Below are 20,412 nucleotides of genomic sequence, written 5' to 3' on the forward strand. Positions count from 1 at the left end.
CGGTACGGCCAGCCGGTGGAGTCGCCGGTCGAGTGCCGGAATGCAGGTCGTCGTGAAGCGGCGTGTACTGGACTGGCCGGATCTTGCCGAACATCAGGGAAGGCCCATGACCGACCTGGACGCTCTGTCGGTGAACACCGTCCGAGGCCTCTGCATGGACGCCGTGCAGCAGGCCGACTCCGGCCATCCGGGTACGCCGATGGGCATCGCGCCCGTCGCGTACACGCTGTGGCAGAGGTTCCTGCGGTTCGACCCGCAGGACCCCATCTGGCCCAACCGCGACCGCTTCGTTCTCTCCGAGGGACACGCGTCGGTGCTGCTGTGGTCGCTGCTGTATCTGACCGGCGTCCGTGCGGTCGACCCCGACTACGAGGTGCTGGGACGCCCGTCGGTCACGCTCGACGACCTGAAGTCGTTCCGCCAGCTCGACTCCCGTTGCCCCGGCCACCCCGAGTACCGGTGGACGAGCGGTGTCGAGACCACGACCGGGCCGCTCGGTCAGGGGGTCGCCACCTCCGTGGGCATGGCGATGGCGGGCAGGTGGCTGGCCGGGAGGTACAACCGGGACGACTTCCCGCTCTTCGACTTCGACGTGTACGCGCTGGCCGGCGACGGCTGCATGATGGAAGGCGTCGCCTCGGAGGCCGCCTCCCTCGCCGGGCACCTCGGGCTGTCCAACCTGTGCTGGATCTACGACTCCAACCGGGTCACCATCGAGGGCCACACGGACATCACGTTCACGGAGGACGTCGCCGCCCGGTTCCTCGCCTACGGCTGGAACGTGACCACCGTCGCCGATGCGAATGAACTCGACGCCGTTGAGCGCGCGTTCCACTCCTTCCGGGCGGAGAGCGAGCGGCCCACCCTGATCGTCGTGCACAGCCACATCGGCTACGGCTCACCCGTCGAGGACTCGCCGAAGGCCCACGGTTCGCCGCTCGGGCCCGACGGGGTACGCGCCACCAAACGCTTCCTGGGCATGCCGGAGGACGAGATCTTCTTCGTTCCCGACGGAGTGCGTGACTGGTTCGACCAGGGCATCGGCGCCCGGGGCGCCGCGCTGCGCACCGCGTGGCAGGAGCGGTTCGACGCCTACCGGGCTGCCTGGCCCGAACTGGCCGACGAACTGGAGCGCATGCAGCGCCGCGAACTCCCCGACGGCTGGGACAGTGGGCTGCCCGACTTTCCCGCCGACCCCAAGGGGCTCGCCACAAGGGAGTCCTCCAGCCAGGTTCTCAACGCTCTCGCGCAGCGCGTGCCGTGGCTCATCGGCGGCTCCGCCGACCTCTCGCCGTCGACCAAGACCCGGCTCACCTTCGACGGCGCGGGCGACTTCGAACCCGACAACTGGTCCGGCCGCAATCTGCACCTCGGCATCCGGGAACACGCCTCCGCGGCCGTCGTCAACGGCATGGCGCTGACGAAGCTGCGGCCGTTCTGGTCGGGATTCCTCATCTTCTCCGACTACGCGAAGGCAGCCATCCGGCTGTCCGCGCTGATGGAGATCCCGGCCGTCCACATCTTCACCCACGACTCCATCGGCGTCGGCGAGGACGGGCCCACCCACCAGCCCGTGGAACAACTCGCCGGACTCCGCGCGATGCCGGGTCTGCTGGTGTTCCGGCCCTGCGACGCCGGTGAAGTAGTCGAGACATGGCGAGTGGTCGCGGCGCTCCGCCACGAGCCGGCGGCGCTCGTCCTGTCCCGCCAGGCTCTGCCCACACTCGACCGGTCGCGGCTCGCCGCCGCGTCCGGAGTCGCACGCGGCGGCTACGTCCTGGCCGACGCGCCTTCAGGAGAGCCGCAGCTGATCCTCCTCGCCACCGGATCGGAGGTGTCCCTCGCGCTGTCCGCCCGCGACGAACTCGCCGCGGAGGGCATCGAGGCCCGGGTGGTCAGCCTGCCGTGCTGGGAATTGTTCGACCGTCAGCCGCGGGAGTACCGCGACCAGGTCCTGCCGCCCGCGGTGACCGCACGGATCGGCATCGAGCAGGCATCGACGTTCGGGTGGGACCGGTACGTGGGGGACGGCGGCGCCCTCATCGGTATGCACACCTACGGCGCGTCGGCACCGCTGAAACAACTGCTGACGAAGTTCGGATTCACCACCCAGCGGATCACCGAGGTGGCGCGCGAGTTGCTGGCAGCACGTACGGACGCGGGCACGAGCCGCGGAGAACGAGGAGTTCGGTCATGACCTCTGACACCGGCAGCACACTCCAGCTCGGCATGATCGGGCTCGGCCGGATGGGAGCCAATCTCGTACGCCGGCTGATGCGCGGCGGCCATCGGTGCGTGGTGTACGACCTCGATGCCGCTGCCGTACGGGAGTTGGAGAAGGAAGGAGCGACAGCCGCCTCCTCCCTCGAGGACTTCGTCGAGAAACTGGAGCGTCCCCGGAATCTCTGGCTGATGCTGCCCGCAGGCGTGGTGCAGGGAGCACTCGAACAGCTGACGGGCCTGCTGGACGCGGACGACATCGTCGTCGACGGCGGCAACTCGTACTACCGGGACGACATGGCCCGCGCCCAGGAACTCGCCCGGCACGCCGTCCACTACCTCGACTGCGGCACGTCGGGCGGAGTCTGGGGCCTGGAGCGCGGGTACTGCCTGATGATCGGCGGCGACGCGGACGCGGTGGCCCGGCTGGACCCGGTCTTCCGCACCATCGCCCCCGGCTCCGGCAGCGCCGAACCCACCCCGGGCAGGACCCGCACCGACGGGACCGCCCCCGAGGGCTATCTGCACTGCGGACCCAGCGGCGCCGGCCACTTCGTGAAGATGGTGCACAACGGAGTCGAGTACGGGATGATGGCCGCCGTCGCAGAGGGCCTCAGCATCATCAAGCACGCGGACGCCGGCCTGCGGAAGCGTTCGGTCGACGCGGAGACGGCCCCGTTGCGCGAGCCCGAGGCCTACCGGTACGAGATCGACGTGGCCGAGGTCGCCGAGGTGTGGCGCCGCGGCTCGGTGGTCGGTTCGTGGCTCGTCGATCTCGTCGCCGACGCCCTGGCCCGTTCGCCGGAACTCGACACGTACACGGGCCGGGTCTCGGACTCCGGAGAAGGACGCTGGACCGTCGTGGCGGCGGTCGACGAGAGCGTGCCCGCGCCCGTCATCAGCGCCGCCCTGACACAGCGCTATGAGTCGCGCGGTCTGGGGGAGTTCACCGACAAGGTGCTGTCCGCGATGCGCGGCGAATTCGGCGGCCACGCCGAGAAGGCGGGGTGACTGTGCCGAACTCCGGCTCAAGGACGGGGAAGCACGGCCCACTGCCCGACGATCACGTCATCGTACTGTTCGGCGCAACGGGCGACCTTGCCCGGCGCAAGCTGCTGCCCGGCCTTTTCCACCTGGCCAAAGCGGGACTGCTGCCGGCCCGGTACCGCATCGTCGGCTCGGCTCCGGCCGCCGTCGCGCCCAGCCCCGAGGGCTTCCGCGCACACGCGAGGGACGCGGTCGCCGAGTTCGGCAGATCGAAGCCGGAGGGCCCGGCCTGGCAGCAGTTCGAGGACGCGCTGACCTTCGGAGCGGCCGACCCCGATGCTCTCGAGCCGCTTCTCTCCGCGGTCGAGGAGGCCGAGCGGTCCATCGGCGGCAGTCCACGGCGGCTGTTCCATCTCGCCGTCCCGCCAGCCGCGTTCACCTCCGTCGTCGACATGCTCGGCGCCTCCGGCTTGGCGGACAACGCCCGGCTGATCGTGGAGAAGCCCTTCGGCACGGACCTGCACTCGGCCCAGGCGCTGAACGCGACGATTCACGCCGTCTTCGACGAGTCCCGCGTCTTCCGCATCGACCATTTCCTGGGCAAGGAGTCGGTGGACAACATCCTCGCCCTCCGCTTCGCCAACGGGCTCTTCGAACCGGTGTGGAATCGCGACCACATCAGCCATGTGCAGATCGACGTGCCGGAGAAGATCGCCATCGAGGGCCGCGCCAAGTTCTTCGAAGGGACCGGCACCTTCCGGGACATGATCGTGACCCACCTGTTCCAGCTCCTCGGGTTCGTCGCGATGGAACCCCCGGCCACCCTTGCCGCGCGGCTCCTGCGGGACGAGAAGGAGAAGGTCTTCCAGAGTCTGCGGCCCGTGGACCCCGCCCACGTCGTCCGCGGTCAGTACGACGGCTACCGGGACGAGCCCGGTGTCGACCCGCGTTCCGACACCGAGACGTTCGTCGCCCTGCGCGTGCACGTCGACAACTGGCGTTGGTCGGGAGTGCCCTTCTACCTGCGTTCCGGCAAGGCGTTGGAGCAGGGGCGGCACGTCGTGACGCTCGGCTTCCGGGAACCGGTCCTGCGGATGTTCCCCGCGACCCCGCACGGCGCTCATGCCCCCCGGAACAACGAGCTGGTGATCGACTTCGACGACCCCGGCCGGATCGCCGCCCGCTTCCTGGTCAAGGAGCCGGGCCCCGACATGCGGCTCGGCGAGGCCGAGATGCTGTTCAACTACGCGGAGTCCTTCAACACCAGGCACGCCCTGGAGGGGTACGAACGTCTCATCCTTGACGCGATGGTCGGCGATCAGGCCCTGTTCACGCGCTCGGACGGCATCGAGCGCCTGTGGGAGGCCTCCACCCCGCTGCTGGAGAACCCGCCGCCGGTGCAACCCTACGCACCCGGCTCCTGGGGCCCCGAAGGGATCGACCGCCTCATCGCGCCGCACCGCTGGTTCCTGCCGGACAAACGCTGACGCCGGCCTGTGTGATCGGCCTCGTCGCCCCCGCGTGAGCTCACCAGTGCCTGCCCTGCCGCAGCGCGGTGCGCTCCCGGCTGCGTACGTGGGCTGCCGCTGCCCGTACGACGACTCGGCGCCCCTGTCGGCGGGAGTGCCGACAGCGACAAGGGACAGCACGACCGACGTCACCGAGGAGTTGAGCCGAGATGAACGCACTGGCCAACGTCGGGCCCGGCCCGTGGGTCCTGTTCTTCCCCCTGGTCTGGGCGGCCGTCGTCATCGTCCTGCGCCGCACCGGCCTCTGGTGCGGCCGCCGCACCCGCGGGCAGGGAGTCCGGCCGGCGATCGCCGAGAGTTTCCGATCGCCGTACTCGGCCGCGGCTTCGCGGCGGCCGAGATCGACGACGAGGAGTACTGCGTGTGCCGCTCGTGGTCGGCGCGGTGGCGGAGGCGCCCGAAGACGGCCCGCGCGCCGCGTCCGCTGCGTCAGCCCGCGACGGCCGACCGGACGGAAGCCGCTTCCGTCTCCGGTAGCAGCAGCACGGCCTCGGCCTCCTGGGTGCCGGAGAAGGGGCCGATGGTCGTCGCTCCGTACACCGCCCGGTACGCGGGCAGCGTCACGGGGGACGACGAGGCGGGGAGCGTGAACCAGACGACCTTGCCCGTATCGCCCTGGGGCCGAGCGCCCCAGCTCTCGCTCATGGCCGCCACCAGCGCGAGTCCACGCCCGGATGTGGCGGCCATGCCCGGGTCGCGCACGGTCGGCAGTCGCGGGTCGTGGTCGTGGACGGAGATCGTGAGCCGGTCGAGCAGCAGCTCGACGTCCACGGTGCACATCTTGTCCGGCTGGGCATGCCGGTGGACATTGGTCAGCAACTCGGTGACGCCCAGCGCGGCATGGTCGATCAGAGGATCGAGATGCCAGTAGCGCAGTTGCGCCGAAATGATTCTGCGGACCTGACCGATCCGCGACGGCAGGGCCTGGAGCTCCACCGTGCAGTGCCTGCTTGGCTGGCTGATCACGGCTGCGACTCCCCGAAATAGTCCGGAAGAAGACGAGAAAAGCGATCCAGCAGTCGGCCGACCTGCTGATCAGACCGGCGGGGCTGGATCTCAGCGTGACCGCCGGTGAACCCTGAGTGATGTGGAACCAGCGTGAACCATCGCCCCGTGCCCCGCAACTCGCGGAGCCCACACGCGCGTCCTCAGTGCTCCGAGCCGCCCGCCCCGCGCACCGCTTCCAGGAACCGCCCGGCCAGTGCGCGCCCCTCGGGCCGCCGGCTGCGCTGGCCCATCGTCAGGCGGTACCGCTTGCCGTTCAGCGTCGCCACCGTGCTGTCGTCACCGGCGAACCACGGCCTGCCGGCGGTCACCGCCCGCACGGGCGCGCTCTCGATGACGCGGCCGTAACTGGTCATCAGCGCCAGCCTGCCGTCCTTGATCAGCACCTGGCCGGCCCGGGTGAGCGAGCGGGGCCAGCGCTCGATCCGCACACCCGTGGCGCTGAAATCCGGCTCTGTCATGGCCATCGTGTCCGCCCCCTTCGCAGCAACTCTCCTGGAAGTGTGCACAACTCGCGCCGCACATGCCAGTACGCCTGTCGCCGCTCCGCCACAAGCGACGCCTATGGATACCCAAAGCGAACGTTTACGCAGGTGAGGGGCCTACTGTTACCAGTGGCGGCAGAGTCGGCACAACGAAGGGAACGCAATGGACAGCACGGCGGACCGGAGCGCACCGGGCCGGGCGGTGGCGACCGCCGACGTGGACCGCAGTGATCCGCACTACCGGGCATGGCTCAAAGAGGCCGTACGCAAGGTACAGGCCGACGCCAACCGCTCTGCCGACACCCACCTGTTGCGTTTCCCGCTGCCGGAGGGGTGGGGGATCGACCTCTACCTCAAGGACGAGTCCACCCATCCCACCGGCAGTCTCAAGCACCGGCTCGCCCGCTCGCTGTTCCTGTACGGCCTGTGCAACGGCTGGATCAGACCCGACAAGCCCGTCATCGAAGCGTCCAGCGGTTCGACCGCCGTGTCCGAGGCGTACTTCGCGAAGCTGATCGGTGTCCCCTTCGTCGCGGTCATGCCGCGCACCACGAGCGCCGAGAAGATCCGGCTGATCGAGTTCCACGGCGGCCGGTGCCACTTCGTCGACGACTCGCGGAAGATGTACGAGGAGTCCGCGGCGCTCGCCGACCGGACCGGCGGCCACTACATGGACCAGTTCACCTACGCCGAGCGGGCCACCGACTGGCGCGGCAACAACAACATCGCCGAGTCGATCTACCAGCAGTTGCGTCTCGAGCGCTACCCGGAGCCCACCTGGATCGTCGCCACGGCGGGCACCGGAGGCACCTCGGCGACCGTCGCCCGCTATGTGCGCTACATGCAGTACGACACCCGTATCTGCGTCCCCGACCCGGAGAACTCCTGCTTCTTCGACGGCTGGACGCACGGCGACCCGCACGCCGCCAGCGACTGCGGCTCCCGCATCGAGGGCATCGGCCGGCCCCGTATGGAGCCGAGCTTCGTGCCGGGCGCGATCGACCGGATGATGAAGGTGCCCGACGCGGCCAGCGTCGCGGCCGTACGGGCCCTCGAAGGTGCCATCGGACGCAAGGCGGGTGGCTCGACCGGCACCGGACTGTGGAGCGCGCTGAAGATCGTGGCCGAGATGGTGGCCGCGGGGGACAGGGGGAGTGTGGTCACCCTGATCTGCGACCCGGGCGACCGCTACCTCGACAAGTACTACTCGGACGACTGGCTCGCCGAGCAAGGGCTCGACGTCCGCCCGTACACGGCGGCGATCGAGCACTTCCTCGCCACCGGCGACTGGCCCTGCTGACGGTCCGGGCCTGCCTGCGCCGCCTCGGCGATGCCGAACACTCCGCCGGACGTCAGAGGTCGGCGGAGCGGGCCAGTCTGCGGTCCAGGTTGCGCACGGCGTCCCTGAAGGCTCGGCCGAGACCCGGGCGGCCGAGCCGCAGCGCGATCCGCAGCGGCGCCGGCCCGTCCGCGGCGAACGTCCATTGCACCCGGGCGCCCGTCGCCGTCGGCGTGATCCGCCACTCCTCCAACAGGGCCCGCAGACCAGGGGCGTTGGTCTGGTCCACACGGTACGCGTAACGGGTGTCCGGCTCCCTGGCCAGGATCGTCTCCGTGAACACGGTGCCGCCCTTCAACCGGATCTCCCGGCCCGCGCCCGCGTCGGTGGGCCGTGCCGCGGTCACGGCGGTGAACCAGCCCGGCCAGCCGGCGACATCGTCGGCGAGTGCCGCGTACAGTCCCTTCGGCGACGCGGACACCTGCGTGGAGAAGACCAGGCGCAGCGGGGCGCTCTCCACGAACTCCAGTTCTACGAGGCGGAGTTGACGTGCCATGGGATCGTACCTCCAGCGGCGGGCGAGGGGTGGGCACGCAACCATAGTCGTGGCGCGGCTCGATGTCCGCCCTTCAGCGGGCGGATCCCGCGCCGAGGAGCCCGTCGAGCGCGCGGCCGAACACCCGCCTGCCCACCCGAGCGACCAGCGGGTCGAACACCCCGGGCACCAGCGGGAGCCGCAGCTCCTCCACCCACAGCACCACCGAGCCGGAGCCCTTCGCATGCACCGAGATCTCGGCCCAGCCGGTGATCACCCGTCCGCGTTTCTCCAGTCGGCAGCGGCCCGGCCGGCCGGGCGAGGGCGGCTCCCAGAGCACGACCTCCATAGGGTCGTCGAAGCCGAACCGGCCCAGCGCGCTGCGTGCCACGACCACCGTGCCCACACCGGTGCTCCGCGGGGGCTTCGACACCGAGACCGCGGTCAGCGGCACCTGCGCCGCGTGCGCCGGCCAGTCGGTGACCCGCCGCCAGCACTCCCCGGCGGGCAGCGCGGTGACCCTGCCGATGCGGAACGCGCTCACGCCTGACCGTCCGCGGCTTCCGGTTCACCCGCCACCACGACACCGGTCAGATGCTCCGCGATCTCCTCGCGGGCCGCGGCCGGCAGCCCCGAGTCCGTCACCAGGGTGTCCACCTCGGCGAGCTCGGCGAACGAACTGAGGCCCACCGTCCCCCACTTGGTGTGATCGGCGACCACCACCACACGGCGCGCGGCCTGCACCAGATGGCGGTTGGTCTCGGCCTCCGCCAGATTCGGCGTGGACAGGCCGGCCTCCACCGAGATGCCGTGCACACCGAGGAACAGCACATCGAAGTGGAGCGAGCGGATCGCCTGATCCGCGACCGGTCCCACCAGCGAGTCCGACGGCGTGCGCACTCCTCCGGTGAGGACCACCGTCGCGGCCCCGGGACGCCGCCCGCCCGGCGCGCCGGCCCGCTGCGCCGTGTGGAACACGTCGGCCACCCGCACCGAGTTGGTGACGACCGTGAGGTCCGGAACCTCCAGCAGATGGTGCGCGAGGGCGTACGTCGTCGTGCCGCCGGACAGGGCGATCGCGCTGCCGGGCACGGCCAGCCGGGCCGCCGCCCGCGCGATGTCCTCCTTGGCGCTCAGCTCCAGCGCCGACTTGGCCTCGAACCCCGGCTCATGCGTGCTCGCCTCGACCACCGGCACCGCCCCGCCGTGCACCTTCTCGATCACGCCCTGGCGTGCGAGAGCGTCCAGGTCCCGGCGGACGGTCATGTCCGAGACATTGAGCCTGCGGGTGAGTTCGTTGACCCGGACCCCGCCGCGCCTGCGGACCTCGTCGAGGATCAGAGCACGCCGCTGCTCCGCGAGGAGGTTCTGGTTGTCGCTCACCGCTCGGGCCGGTCCTTCCTTGTTGTCGTCGGCCGTCCAGGCCGCTGTACAGCCCTGGTGGCCAAGGCTTCTCATCCTCGCACGCGTATTGCCGGGCGGGCTCGGGGAGATTCCGTGAGGGCAGTGCCGCGAACCGTCATGATCCGCAATTCTGGCCACGAACCGCCTCCCGGCAGCCGATTCCCGATCGGTAACGGGTCCCGAGAGAGGGAGTCCCCCTGTGTCCCCTGAGACCCCGGCGCCGCGAAGCGGCGGGCCCGCGCTCGAGCTGCTCGTTCACGGCGTCGGCGGAGCCACCCCGCAGGACATGCTCGGCGATCCCCGTACGGTGCGGATAACCGGTGACGAGAAGGCCGCCGTGTACCGCCGCACCGACGACGCGGAGGCCGAGAGCCGCCCGCACGAGTACCGGAACCGGCCGATCCCGGAGGCGTACTGCTGGTCCAACCTCACCTCGGGCAACGGCGCCCGTGCTCTGTGGCTGCTCCTGCTGCCGTTCATGGTCGTCAACCTCGCGCACTGGATGCGGCCCAGGGCCAGGGGCAGGCGCAGGACCACACGGCTCTACGGGGCGCTGGTGCGGCTGGTCGCGCTCAGTCTGACCGTGCTCCTCACGGCCGCGGCCTGCGAAGTCGCGCTCGACCTGCTCGCCTGGCAGTGCGCCGGGTCCCGGCAGTGCAGCGGCGAGCGGTCCTGGCTCGGCTTCATGTCGAGCGCCCAGGGCGGCTGGTGGTCACAGCCGGGGAGGCGTTTGGCGCTCGCCGCGGTGATCCCGGCGGCGCTGGTCGGGCTGCTCTGGTACCTCTCCAACCGGACCTGGAGCGCGTACGAGTCCCAGCGTCCGCCGACCGGCGACGACGCGGTGGTCGTGGACGTCCACGCCGACGCCGACGCCGACGCCGACGCCGACACGGACGAGGACGAGGACGAGGACGCCGGCTGCGACAGCGGCGAAGCGGACGGCCGGGACGACTTCGGGCAGGTGAGCTGCGGTCCCGACGCCACCGAGCCGCCGAAGCCGCACGTACGGCCCGCGCTCGGCAGGCCCGGCTTCTGGTACGGCCGCCGGCTCGTCGCCCGGCTGCGCGCCGCACACACCGCTGCCGGCCTCCTCACTGTCGCCGCCGCGGTCGCCGGCGCCGCCGCCCGTCACGACCGGGCCGCCGACGACGCCCTCCTGAAGATCTGCGGCGTGCTCCTCGAAGCCGCCCTCGTCGTCGGAGCGGCGGCCGTGCTGTGGGTGGTCTTCCACCGCGGCCGCAGCGAGCGGCGGATCGACGCACGCCTCGACCGTGCTGCCGTCCGCTGTCTGCCCGGCGCGGCACTGGCGTTGCTCGTCCTGGCCCTGCTCTACGCCTCCTGGTCGCGGCCGGGCTGGGCCTCGAGCGCCACCCTTCCCGGGGACGTCACCTTCCGCGTCATCGTCCTCGCCCAGGGCGGCCTCGTCGTCGCCCTCGCCGTCACCGCCCGGATCCTGCACCGCCACGCCCGCCATCCGCGCACCGTGCTGCACGGACTCGGCGGGCCGGCCGTCGCCATGCTCGCCTGCGCCCTGGGCGGGGTGATGACCGGCGGGGTGGCCCAGCGCGTCGCCGACTGGCTCGACGGTCCCGGCACCCCCGGCATGGACGGGGAGGGCACCATCCCCGGGCCCCCGGTGCTGCTCAGCTGGCAGGCGTCGGTCATTCCCGTGCTGCTCGTCGTCCTGCTGATTCCCGCCCTGGTGCTGGCGGTACGGACATGGCTCGCCGGCCGCCGCCTCGCTCCGACCGTCGAGGCCGAGTACTTCGACGGGGCGCCCGGCGAAGGCCGCCGCGACGTCGTCCGCACGCGGCGGATCGCGGGCACCCGCGCCCGCGCCGCCCTCACCGATGTCGCGCCGCTGATCGTCGGTGTGGTCTCGGGGGCCACACTGCTGCTCGGAGCCGGGGCCGTCGGCGGCGCGTGGCTGAGCGGCGAGGTACCGGGACGGTCGTTCGGTGACGGTGGCCCCGCGGAGTCCGCCGCGGAGACCGCTCAGGCGCTGGGGTCCTGGCTGGTCGGCTTCGGCTTCATACTGTTCGTCACCATGGGCCGCCGCGCCTATCGCGACGCCTCCGCACGCCGCACCATCGGCATCCTCTGGGACGTCGGCACCTTCTGGCCGCGGGCCGCGCACCCCTTCGCGCCGCCCTGCTACGCCGAGCGGGCCGTCCCCGACCTGACCTGGCGCATGTGCACCTGGACCGCGCGCACGGGCGGCCGGCTCGTGATCTCGGGCCACTCACAGGGCAGCGTGCTCGCCGCGGCCGCCGTGTGGCAGCTGCCCGCCGCCACACGCAAGCGGGTGGCCTTACTGACGTACGGGTCGCCTCTGGAACGCCTCTACGGCCGCTGGTTCCCCGCGTACTTCGGGCCCAAGGCCCTCCTGCAACTCAGCGGCGAACTGGACTGCTGGCGCAACCTGTGGCGGCGTACCGACCCGATCGGCGGGCCGATGCTGATCGCTTCGGGGCGCCAACGGGACGGCGGTGGCTGCGAGGACCCGGCCGACGTCGACCGGGAGGCGCTCAAGGACCCCGTCGTGTACGGGCGTTCGGAGCGGCATCCGCTTCCGGAGCCGATCCTCGGGCACTCCGACTACCAGGCCGACCCGCTGTTCGCCAAGGAACGCGCAGACCTGCTCGAGAGGCTCACGCCGGTCGTCCCCCGGCAGACTCAGGGCAGTTCCGGCAGGTCGTCCGAGTAGAGCAGGGTGAGGTCGTCGGTGCTCACCTCCGCGAGCTCGGCGACCCGCCCGGCATGCCGTTCCACCATCGACTCGAACGTCTGGCGCGCGGTGCGGCCGTTGCCGAAGGCGGGCCCCTTGGGCAATGCGGTGAAGTACTTCAGCAGCGCCTCCGGGGTGCCCTCGGCGAGTCGGTACTCGTGCTCCTCCGCCTGCTGCTCCACGATCCGCAGCAGCTCCTCGGGGTCGTAGTCGCTGAAGGTGATGGTCCGTGAGAAACGGGACGCCACACCCGGATTGACCGCGAGGAAGCGCTCCATCTCCGCCGTGTACCCGGCCACGATGACCACGACGGCGTCCCGGTGGTCCTCCATCAGCTTCACCAGCGTGTCGATGGCCTCCTTGCCGAAGTCCCGCCCCGAGTCCTCCGGCGACAGCGCGTACGCCTCGTCGATGAAGAGCACACCGCCGCGCGCCCGGTCGAACGCCTCCTGGGTGCGGATGGCGGTGGAGCCGATGTGCTCACCGACCAGATCCACACGGGAGACCTCGACGAGATGGCCGCGCTCCAGGACCCCGAGGGAGGCGAGGATCTCGCCGTACAGCCGGGCGACCGTCGTCTTGCCCGTGCCGGGGGAGCCGGTGAAGACCAGATGGCGGCGGACAGAGGCGGCCTTGAGCCCTGCCTCCTGACGGCGCCGGCCCACCTCGATCATGTTCGTGAGCGTACGGACCTCGCGTTTGACGCTGTCCAGCCCCACCAGCGCGTCGAGTTCGCCGAGCACGGCGCCCGGGTCGCGTCCCGGCTCCGCCGGCACGTCCTGCCGGACCGGGGGCGCGGGCTGCGCACTCTGCGCAGGGACGGCCGACAGCAGACCGGGCGACCTGGTCGCCGTCATCACGGCCGGCGCCGCCTCCGCGCCCTGACGAGCCACCCCGCTCTCGTCGCTGGTGCAGTCCTCGACGACCGGGCCTTCCTCCTCGCCGAACTCGTAACCTCCGCGGGAGCAGCGCTCGGTACGGCAGCGGCTCAGCGTCGTACGACAGCCGTCCATCACATGGAAGCCGTAACCACCGCTGCCGGTGACCCGGCAGCCGCGGAACGTGCCGCGGCCCTCCGCCGACACATAGAAACCGGCCTCCGCCGGCGACGTGATGGTGCATCGCTCGATCAAGGGGTCGGCACCTTTGGTGACGATCACGCCGGTCTGGGCGGCGTCGACGGTGCAGGCGTTCAGGGTGCCGCCGCTGCCGTGGTCGCGGAACCAGGCGCCGGTGGACACCTCGCGGATACGGCAGTCGTCGAGCTGCGCCGTCGCGCCGTCGCTCACCGACACCGCCGTGTTGCGGACCTGCGAGAGGTCACTGTCGACGACATCCACGCGCGAGCCGCGGTCCAGGACGAACAGCGCGTCGGGTACGTCATGCACGCGGCACGCGTCCAGCACGGCCGTCGCGCCGTCGCTGACCCAGACCGCCGGGTAGTCACCCGTACTGTCGTGGATCTCGCACTGGTTGGCGTCCACACGGGTTCCCGGGTCCCACACGGACAGGCCGTTGCGCCCGAAACGGCGCACGGTGGAGCGGGTCAGGGTCAGTACCGACCGGGAGCGCAGATCGATCGCGTTCTCCGGGATGTCGTGGATGTCGCAGTCCGAGAGCGTGAGCACCGCGTCCGTGTCGAGGGTGATGCCGTCGGCCGAAGTGCGGTGCACCGAGGAGTCGGTGAGGTGGGCCGCGGCGCGCGACGCGATCTGGACTCCGGTGCCCTTGATCTCGTACACCTCGCAGCCGACGGCCTCCAGGCCGCTGCCCTCGCCGGTGACGGTCAGGCCGGCCCCCGAGGCGTGGTGCACCCGGCACCGCTCCAGCCGAGGGTGCGCACCGCCGCGCACGGAAACGCCGGACTGGCCGGCCGCCACCACCTCGCACTCCTCGAACACACCTCCCGCGCCCTCCAGTACGCCGATCCCGACCCCCGCCGGATTGTCGACGGTGCAACGGCGGACCGTGGGCCGAGCGCCGCCGCGCACTTCGAGGCCGACGGCGGAGCGGGTGACGATCCGCAGGTCCGAGAGCTCGGGTGTGCCGTCCTCGACGAGCAGCGCGGGCGCGGCCGAGTCCTGGCCCTCCACATGCAGGTCCCGCACGACGGCGGAGGCGCGCACGGTCAGCGGCACACCGTCAACCGGGGCAATGCGCACCGATCCGACTGCCCCCTCCGGGCCGCGCAGGGTGACCGCGCGCTGGACCAGGAGATTCTCGCGGTACGTACCGGGGGCCACGGTGAGGATGTCGCCGTCGCCGGCGGCCTCGAGAGCAGCGGCGAGGGAGGCGTACTCGCCTGTGCGGCGCCGCCACCGCGATGTGCCGGTGTGCGTCACCTGGACCGTGCCCTGTGCCATCGTGCTGCCTTGCCCCCACCTCGTGATCCGTGCACCGTCGCGTCGCTGAGGGGGACGCCGCCCCCAGGGCTTCTCTTTCGGATCAGGCCCTGGCCCCGAAGGGGTCGCACCACCGTAGCGCGCGCGGGCCGCGGGAGTTGACGGGATGTGGCAGGTCAGCTTCCCGCGCCGGTCCGTCCCCAGTCCGGCCCCACGGCGGCCCAGGCCCGGTCCAGTGCGGCGTGTCTGTGGCGCACGAGCCGCCACACGACCAGTCTTCTGGTGCATTCGACGAGCACACCCCAGGCCATCGAGGCAGCGACACCCGCGAGTGCGGCATGGACCTCGACCGTGGCCATGTCCATGGGGCGGGGCGCTATTCGGCCGGAATCGTCCGTCCACAGGGAGAATGTGTCGCCGGGGCCCGCGGTCCGCAGGGCGGTGGGAACCGTGCCGGTACGCGTACTTCCGTCTGGGGCGGCCCACTTCGCCCTGACCGCTCTGCGCTCCTCGTTGACCGCGGCCTCGGTGTCGAAGGCGACGGGCCGCGGGGTGGACGCGGCGCCGATCACGGTGGCGGTGGTGGCATGGCGCTGCAGGCACTGCACACGGACCGACTGGCGCAACGACTCCTCCGTCAGCGCGCCGGTGATCCATCCGACGGCGGGCCCGGCCGTGACGACGAGCACGGCGGCGGCAAGCGCCAGCCATGCCTCGAACAGATCGGTCGTACGGCGCAGGGGATTGTGGCGCCAGCGCCAAAGGCCCATTGCTGCACGCACTGTCCGCACCCCCTTCCGCGTCCGTGATAGCCCGATACGGCACGGCACACGCCCGGGAGGCGCGAAGAGAGAGGAACGTCACCTCGGGCAGCGGTCTCCGCGATGTGGCAACGAGTCTGCCACCGCGATCGGTTCCCGCCCTTCGCAGCACGTCCCGAATCGGGTGAACGGCGTGGTCGGCCACGAACGGAGCCGACCCGGCGGTCGCTCTGCGTGATCATGGAACGAGTGAGGAAACGAGCGATGGAGCGTGCGCGGCATTCTGGACTTCGTCGTCCTGGAGTACCGAGCGGTTCGAGCCGGCGGCCCGGCCGCATCCCCCGCGCAAGGAGCGCTCTTGGGACGGGCCGCCCGCTCTCAGTACCCCCGGCCCTGGTACGGGCGGTTGTACGGATCCTCGTAGGGGGCGGGAGTCGGAGCGGGACGTGCCGCCGCCGGCCGCATGGCCTCGTACCCCGTCGCGACCGGCCTTTGCGGCTGGGGCTGCTGGTACTGCTGGCCGGGATAGCCGCGAGGGGCGGCCTGCTGCGGGATGTACGGCGCAGGCGCCTGCTGCAGCGGCACGGGCTGCTGCATCTGCTGCGGATATCCGTAGGCGGGAGCGGAGGAGGAGGGAGCCGCCGGGAGGGCGGGGAGCGCCGAGGGCAGCGCCGGCAGATAGCTGTTGCCGGTGTCGTAGGCGGCAGGGACTCGGATCGGGGCGATCTGAGGGGTGCCCCGCTCCGCGACCAGGGAGTCGTAGATGGGGGTGTCGGGAAACGCCGGCGCGGAGTAGTAACCGCCGCCGTAGGTGGCGCGGGGGGAGGTCATGGCACATAAGTTAAGCCCACGATGTGCTGGTTGGGGAGTCCGATAAGAGGGTTGTTTTGGCTGCAGTGAGTGACTAGGGATCGCCAATGTGAGCGAACTTGGGGAAAACGGACTTCCCGATGTCTCGAGATCGTGTAAAGGGCAAGCTGGGAGAGGGTTACCGACGGGTCGGCCCACCTGTGGGGGACGTTTGCCGAATAGGTTGACGACGAATGAGTTTCCGGGCGCACCGAATCGTGATGGGGGCGAGCATGTCCATGCTTAAGGGAGCCAACACCCCGGTGCAGGCGCAGCGCGTCCGCATCGAGTTGGGGTGGCGCACAGGTCCAGGGGTGCCGGACGTCGACGCGTCGGCCCTCCTCCTGGCGTCCGGCAAGGTCCGCTCGGACAGCGACTTCGTGTTCTACAACCAGCCGTCGCACGCCTCCGGTGCCGTACGGCACGAAGGGAAACGCGCCGGAGCGGACGCCGTGACCGACGTCGTCGCGGTCGACCTCGACCGGGTCGAGGGCGAGATCGAGCGGGTCGTGCTCGCCGCCTCCGCCGACGGGGGCGCCTTCGGGCAGGTCCCGGGCCTCCACATCAGGGTGCTCGACGCCGGGTCCGGCGCCGAGATCGCCAGGTACGACAGTGAGGACGCCACCGTCGAGACCGCCTTCGTGCTGGGCGAGCTCTACCGCCGCCAGGGAGCGTGGAAGTTCCGCGCGGTGGGCCAGGGCTACGGAACCGGACTCGACGGCCTGGCCACGGACTTCGGCATCACGGTCGACGAACCCCAGCAGGCGGCCGCCGCCCCGGCCCCCACTGCCGCCCCTGTCGCCCAGGCCCCCGCTGCCGTCGCGTCGCCTCCGCCTGCCGCACCGGCGGCTCCGGTGCGTCTCACCAAGGTGACGCTGACCAAGGAGACGCCGAGCGTCTCCCTGACCAAGCAGGGCGGCACCTCCGGCGCGTTGCGCGTCAACCTCAGCTGGCAGGTGCGCAAGCAGTTCCAGGGCTGGGGTGCCAAGCTGGGCCGCGCCGTCGCGATGCACGGCGACCTCGACCTCGACCTCTGCGCCCTGTACGAACTCTCCGACGGCCGCAAGGGAGTGGTCCAGGCCCTCGGTAACGCTTTTGGAGCGCTGGACCGACCCCCGTACATCCACCTCGACGGAGACGACCGCACCGGCGGCACCCCGGGCGAGAACCTCACCGTCAACCTCGACCACCGGCAGGGCATCCGCCGCCTCGTCATCTTCGTGACCATCTACGAAGGCGCCCGCAGCTTCGCCGACCTCGACGCCACGGTGACCCTCCAACCGCAGCACGGCGCGGCCATCGACTTCTCCCTCGGCGAGTGCACCGTGCCCTCCACGGTCTGTGCCCTCGCCCTCATCACCAACACCGGCTCGGACCTGGTCGTCCAGCGCGAGGCCCGCTTCCTGGTCCCCGAACGCGGGGTCAGTCCCCAGCGCACCATCGATTACGCCTACGGCTGGGGCATGAACTGGACGCCGGGCCGTAAATAGTCCTCGCCGGTCGGGCGGCTCGGCCGCCCGTCTACTGGTCGGGCGCGGTCTCCGGCCGGGCGTACGTACGCCCCTTCCAAGCCGCGCCCCGCCCCCGGTAGTGCTGCACCGCGGAGTCCACCGTCATCAGGAGGTAGAGCACGGCGGTGAACGGGAGGGTGAGCGCCAGCAGCGGCGGCTGTCGGTAGTAGCGGAGCATCGGCAGGTACGTCCCGGTCATCACGGCCCACGCCAGACCCCCGGCCCACGCGGCCGCCGGGTCATGCGCCCACAGCCCCGCACACAGCGCCGCCGGCGGAGCGAGGTACACCAGCGCCAGCCCGGCCACGGTCCCGGCCAGCAGCGGCGGACTGTGCCGCAGTTGCGCGTAGGCGCTGCGCGACACCATCCGCCACAGGTCCGCGAGCCGTGGGTACGGACGCACACTGTCCACCCGGTCGGCGAGCCCGAGCCAGATCCTGCCGCCCGCACGGCGCACGGCGCGCGCCAGGGAGACGTCGTCGATCACCGCGTGGCGGATCGAGTGGGGCACGTCCGCCCGCGCCGCGGTCTCGGTGCGCAGCAGGACACAGCCGCCGGCCGCGGCAGCGGTCCTCCCACCCGGCCTGTTGACCCACCGGAACGGATAGAGCTGGGAGAAGAAGTAGACGAACGCCGGCACCACCAGCCGTTCCCAGCCGCTCGCCACGCGCAGCCGCGCCATCTGCGACACCAGATCCAGGTCTCCGGTCCGCGCGGCGGAGACCAACGAGCGCAGGCTGTCCGGCTCGTGAGCGATGTCGGCGTCGGTCAGCAGCAGATACTCCGGTTCACCCGTCCTCGCGACGGCCATGCCGTGCCGCAGCGCCCAGAGCTTTCCGGTCCAGCCGTGCTCCGGCTCGCCCGGTGTCACGACCCGCAGGGGCAGGCCCCAGTGCCGTCCGGCGAGCGACCGGGCCAGGTCCCCGGTCCCGTCCGTGCTGTTGTCGTCGACGAGGACGATCTCCGCCCGCCCCGGGTAGTCCTGAGCGAGCAGGGAGGGCAGGCTCAGCGGCAGCACCTCGGCCTCGTCGCGGGCCGGCACCACCACGGCGACATCCGGCCACTGTGCGGGGACGTCGCGGTGCGGCTGTTCGGAGACGCCGCAGTGCGGCAGACGCTGGTCGGTCCGCCAGAACAGACCCTGGCCCAGCAGCAGCCATCCCCAGGCGGTCAGTGATCCCATGGCGATCCAGGCAAGGGCGCTCATTTGCGGCAGTCTGCACCACGCCGGACGGGCCGTGGCGGCGGTCGACTATGGTGACCGGGTGAAGATCGCGCTCATGGATTCCGGTATCGGACTGCTCCCGGCGGCGGCCGCGGTACGCCGCCTGCGGCCCGACGCCGATCTGGTTCTCTCCTGTGACCCCGACGGCATGCCCTGGGGCCCGCGTACGCCGGAGGACCTCACCGAGCGCGCGCTGGCCGTGGCCCGCGCGGCCGCCGCGCACCGCCCCGGCGCGCTGATCGTCGCCTGCAACACGGCGTCCGTGCACACGCTGCCCGCACTGCGTGCGGAGCTGGAGCCGGCGCTTCCGGTGATCGGGACCGTCCCGGCGATCAAGCCGGCCGCCGCCGGCGGCGGCTCGGTCGCCATCTGGGCCACTCCGGCGACCACGGGCAGCCCCTATCAGCGAGGGCTCATCGAGGAGTTCGCCGGCTCCGCCGACGTGACCGAAGTTCCCTGCCCCGGCCTCGCCGACGCCGTGGAACAGGCGGACGAGAGCGCGATCGACAGGGCGGTGGCCGCGGCCGCGGCGCTCACGCCGCGCGACGTGCGGGCCCTCGTCCTCGGCTGCACCCACTACGAACTGGTCGCCGAGCGCATCCGGGCCGCGGTGACACACCCCGACCGCCCGTCCGAGCTGCCGCCCATCGTTCTGCACGGCTCCGCCGGCGCCGTGGCCGCCCAGGCGCTGCGCAGGATCGGGCTCCCGCCCGCCCCCGACGCGGTGCCGAGCAGTCGCCTGACAGTCCTGCTGAGCGGGACGGAATCCCCCCTTCCGGCGGAGGCGCTGAACTACGCCGAGGGCCGGCTGCTGCCGACCGTGACGCCGGTGCGCTGACGCGCGCCACAAACGCTTTCACCCGATTCGACCGGCTGGACTCAGCAGTGCTCGTTCTGCGGATGGTGGGTACTGTCCTAGACATGAGGCACCACTTCCGCCACGAGGGGCGCAGCTCGGAGCCCCTTCCAGAGGTCTGGACCGGCCGGGCGACCAACCGCATGCAGTGGGTCCTCGCGGTGGCGGGTGCGGCCTGTCTGGCGCTCGGCGTCAAACTGGCCGTCGGCGCCACATGGACCACGGGTGCCGCCGCGCTGCTGATGGCCGTGATCGGATGCGTAGCGGCGGGTCTGATGATTCTCTACGGCACGCTCGCCTTCGTGCACGTGACGGTCAAGGTCGACAAGAACGCGCTGGACGTGCGCTGCGGCCACATCGGAGTGCCCCGACGGCACATCCCCCTCACCCAGATGGTCAGCGCCGAGTTCGCCCCCAGGGTGACGCCCCGGCAGTGGGGCGGCTGGGGCTGCCGCTGGCGCCCGGAGCAGGGCACCGCGGTGGTCGTGCGGCGCGGCGAAGGCCTCGTGGTCACCCTCGGCGACGGCGGGAAGTTCACGGTCACCGTCGACGACGCGGAAGCCGCGGTCCGGGTCATTCAGGCCAGGCTCAGCCACATGGAGACGGACGGGGCCACCAAGGCCTGACGGCGTTACCGGGGCCTGGAAGGTGCGGGTCCGGCGGGGTTGATCGGCGCGGCTGCGCCGCTCACAGGCC

Annotated in this window: 17 protein-coding genes and 1 pseudogene; 9 read left to right on the top strand and 9 right to left on the bottom strand. The window is 71.4% G+C overall.

The annotated features are described in order from the left end of the window. The first annotated feature begins 106 nt into the window (after positions 1-106). The 4 genes and pseudogenes from tkt to ACIQ7Q_RS09750 form a co-directional block, all read left to right on the top strand. Complete coding sequence (tkt, locus tag ACIQ7Q_RS09735) at positions 107-2,197, top strand: transketolase (protein WP_403858406.1); 2,091 nt, start codon at positions 107-109, stop codon at positions 2,195-2,197. Beyond that, complete coding sequence (gene gnd / locus ACIQ7Q_RS09740; RefSeq protein ID WP_403858408.1) at positions 2,194-3,231, top strand: phosphogluconate dehydrogenase (NAD(+)-dependent, decarboxylating); 1,038 nt, start codon at positions 2,194-2,196, stop codon at positions 3,229-3,231. The genes tkt and gnd overlap by 4 nt, the downstream gene beginning before the upstream one ends. After that, on the top strand, positions 3,228-4,694 hold the full coding sequence (zwf, locus tag ACIQ7Q_RS09745; RefSeq protein ID WP_403858410.1) for a glucose-6-phosphate dehydrogenase: 1,467 nt from the start codon (positions 3,228-3,230) through the stop codon (positions 4,692-4,694). Before gnd ends, zwf begins: the two co-directional genes overlap by 4 nt. Before the next feature lie 191 nt (positions 4,695-4,885). Beyond that, positions 4,886-5,130: pseudogene (locus tag ACIQ7Q_RS09750) on the top strand (hypothetical protein); the annotation flags it as partial. Positions 5,131-5,165: 35 nt separating this feature from the next. Here ACIQ7Q_RS09750 and ACIQ7Q_RS09755 read toward each other — a convergent pair. Together ACIQ7Q_RS09755 and ACIQ7Q_RS09760 are read right to left on the bottom strand one after the other, a co-directional pair. Further along, on the bottom strand, positions 5,166-5,702 hold the full coding sequence (locus tag ACIQ7Q_RS09755; protein ID WP_403858412.1) for an ATP-binding protein: 537 nt from the start codon (positions 5,700-5,702) through the stop codon (positions 5,166-5,168). Between the two features lie 182 nt (positions 5,703-5,884). Beyond that, positions 5,885-6,208, bottom strand: coding sequence for a hypothetical protein (locus ACIQ7Q_RS09760; protein ID WP_403858414.1), 324 nt, complete (start codon positions 6,206-6,208; stop codon positions 5,885-5,887). A gap of 181 nt (positions 6,209-6,389) precedes the next feature. Here ACIQ7Q_RS09760 and ACIQ7Q_RS09765 point away from each other — a divergent pair, with 181 nt between their 5' ends. Then, positions 6,390-7,526 (top strand): PLP-dependent cysteine synthase family protein, encoded by a 1,137-nt coding sequence (locus tag ACIQ7Q_RS09765; RefSeq protein ID WP_403858416.1) that lies wholly within the window; start codon positions 6,390-6,392, stop codon positions 7,524-7,526. 52 nt (positions 7,527-7,578) lie between these two features. Here the strand turns inward: ACIQ7Q_RS09765 and ACIQ7Q_RS09770 are convergent, their stop codons facing one another. The 3 genes from ACIQ7Q_RS09770 to ACIQ7Q_RS09780 form a co-directional block, all read right to left on the bottom strand. After that, a complete protein-coding gene (locus tag ACIQ7Q_RS09770; protein ID WP_403858418.1) occupies positions 7,579-8,061 on the bottom strand; it encodes an SRPBCC family protein in 483 nt (160 codons plus the stop codon). Between the two features lie 73 nt (positions 8,062-8,134). After that, entirely contained in the window at positions 8,135-8,584 is a 450-nt protein-coding gene (locus ACIQ7Q_RS09775; protein ID WP_403858420.1) for an SRPBCC family protein, read from the bottom strand. After that, a complete protein-coding gene (locus tag ACIQ7Q_RS09780; RefSeq protein WP_403859164.1) occupies positions 8,581-9,423 on the bottom strand; it encodes a DeoR/GlpR family DNA-binding transcription regulator in 843 nt (280 codons plus the stop codon). Before ACIQ7Q_RS09780 ends, ACIQ7Q_RS09775 begins: the two co-directional genes overlap by 4 nt. Before the next feature lie 220 nt (positions 9,424-9,643). Here ACIQ7Q_RS09780 and ACIQ7Q_RS09785 point away from each other — a divergent pair, with 220 nt between their 5' ends. Next, positions 9,644-12,151 carry a hypothetical protein gene (locus tag ACIQ7Q_RS09785; protein WP_403858422.1) on the top strand — a complete coding sequence of 836 codons (2,508 nt, stop codon included), beginning with the start codon at positions 9,644-9,646 and terminating at the stop codon, positions 12,149-12,151. On the opposite strand, the gene ACIQ7Q_RS09790 is transcribed toward ACIQ7Q_RS09785, so the two are convergent. From ACIQ7Q_RS09790 to ACIQ7Q_RS09800, 3 genes are all read right to left on the bottom strand, one after another. Next, a complete protein-coding gene (locus ACIQ7Q_RS09790) occupies positions 12,121-14,535 on the bottom strand; it encodes a right-handed parallel beta-helix repeat-containing protein (RefSeq protein WP_403858424.1) in 2,415 nt (804 codons plus the stop codon). The genes ACIQ7Q_RS09785 and ACIQ7Q_RS09790 overlap by 31 nt on opposite strands. Positions 14,536-14,690: 155 nt before the next feature. Continuing rightward, positions 14,691-15,296 carry a hypothetical protein gene (locus ACIQ7Q_RS09795; protein ID WP_403858426.1) on the bottom strand — a complete coding sequence of 202 codons (606 nt, stop codon included), beginning with the start codon at positions 15,294-15,296 and terminating at the stop codon, positions 14,691-14,693. Between the two features lie 357 nt (positions 15,297-15,653). Next, positions 15,654-16,106: a DUF6643 family protein gene (locus ACIQ7Q_RS09800; protein WP_403858428.1), complete on the bottom strand. Its 453-nt coding sequence runs from the start codon at positions 16,104-16,106 to the stop codon at positions 15,654-15,656. A 251-nt stretch (positions 16,107-16,357) separates the two neighbouring features. Here ACIQ7Q_RS09800 and ACIQ7Q_RS09805 point away from each other — a divergent pair, with 251 nt between their 5' ends. Continuing rightward, on the top strand, positions 16,358-17,614 hold the full coding sequence (locus ACIQ7Q_RS09805; protein WP_403858430.1) for a TerD family protein: 1,257 nt from the start codon (positions 16,358-16,360) through the stop codon (positions 17,612-17,614). 31 nt (positions 17,615-17,645) lie between these two features. On the opposite strand, the gene ACIQ7Q_RS09810 is transcribed toward ACIQ7Q_RS09805, so the two are convergent. Then, positions 17,646-18,842 (bottom strand): glycosyltransferase, encoded by a 1,197-nt coding sequence (locus tag ACIQ7Q_RS09810; RefSeq protein ID WP_403858432.1) that lies wholly within the window; start codon positions 18,840-18,842, stop codon positions 17,646-17,648. Between the two features lie 58 nt (positions 18,843-18,900). Between ACIQ7Q_RS09810 and ACIQ7Q_RS09815 the strand changes: the two genes are divergently transcribed. Together ACIQ7Q_RS09815 and ACIQ7Q_RS09820 are read left to right on the top strand one after the other, a co-directional pair. Then, positions 18,901-19,698, top strand: coding sequence for a glutamate racemase (locus tag ACIQ7Q_RS09815; RefSeq protein ID WP_403858434.1), 798 nt, complete (start codon positions 18,901-18,903; stop codon positions 19,696-19,698). A gap of 83 nt (positions 19,699-19,781) precedes the next feature. Beyond that, positions 19,782-20,342, top strand: coding sequence for a hypothetical protein (locus ACIQ7Q_RS09820; RefSeq protein WP_403858436.1), 561 nt, complete (start codon positions 19,782-19,784; stop codon positions 20,340-20,342). Positions 20,343-20,412 lie beyond the last annotated feature (70 nt).

Source organism: Streptomyces sp. NPDC096176 (assembly GCF_044763255.1).
Classification (GTDB): Bacteria; Actinomycetota; Actinomycetes; order Streptomycetales; family Streptomycetaceae; genus Streptomyces.

Excerpts from the sequence above, each read along its gene's own strand:
- ACIQ7Q_RS09760 (WP_403858414.1), bottom strand. The coding sequence starts at position 6,208 with ATGGCCATGACAGAGCCGGATTTCAGCGCCACGGGTGTGCGGATCGAG.
- ACIQ7Q_RS09765 (WP_403858416.1), top strand. The coding sequence starts at position 6,390 with ATGGACAGCACGGCGGACCGGAGCGCACCGGGCCGGGCGGTGGCGACC.
- ACIQ7Q_RS09790 (WP_403858424.1), bottom strand. The coding sequence starts at position 14,535 with ATGGCACAGGGCACGGTCCAGGTGACGCACACCGGCACATCGCGGTGG.
- gnd (WP_403858408.1), top strand. The coding sequence starts at position 2,194 with ATGACCTCTGACACCGGCAGCACACTCCAGCTCGGCATGATCGGGCTC.
- tkt (WP_403858406.1), top strand. The coding sequence starts at position 107 with ATGACCGACCTGGACGCTCTGTCGGTGAACACCGTCCGAGGCCTCTGC.
- ACIQ7Q_RS09770 (WP_403858418.1), bottom strand. The coding sequence starts at position 8,061 with ATGGCACGTCAACTCCGCCTCGTAGAACTGGAGTTCGTGGAGAGCGCC.
- ACIQ7Q_RS09810 (WP_403858432.1), bottom strand. The coding sequence starts at position 18,842 with ATGAGCGCCCTTGCCTGGATCGCCATGGGATCACTGACCGCCTGGGGA.
- ACIQ7Q_RS09820 (WP_403858436.1), top strand. The coding sequence starts at position 19,782 with ATGAGGCACCACTTCCGCCACGAGGGGCGCAGCTCGGAGCCCCTTCCA.
- ACIQ7Q_RS09800 (WP_403858428.1), bottom strand. The coding sequence starts at position 16,106 with ATGACCTCCCCCCGCGCCACCTACGGCGGCGGTTACTACTCCGCGCCG.
- ACIQ7Q_RS09805 (WP_403858430.1), top strand. The coding sequence starts at position 16,358 with ATGTCCATGCTTAAGGGAGCCAACACCCCGGTGCAGGCGCAGCGCGTC.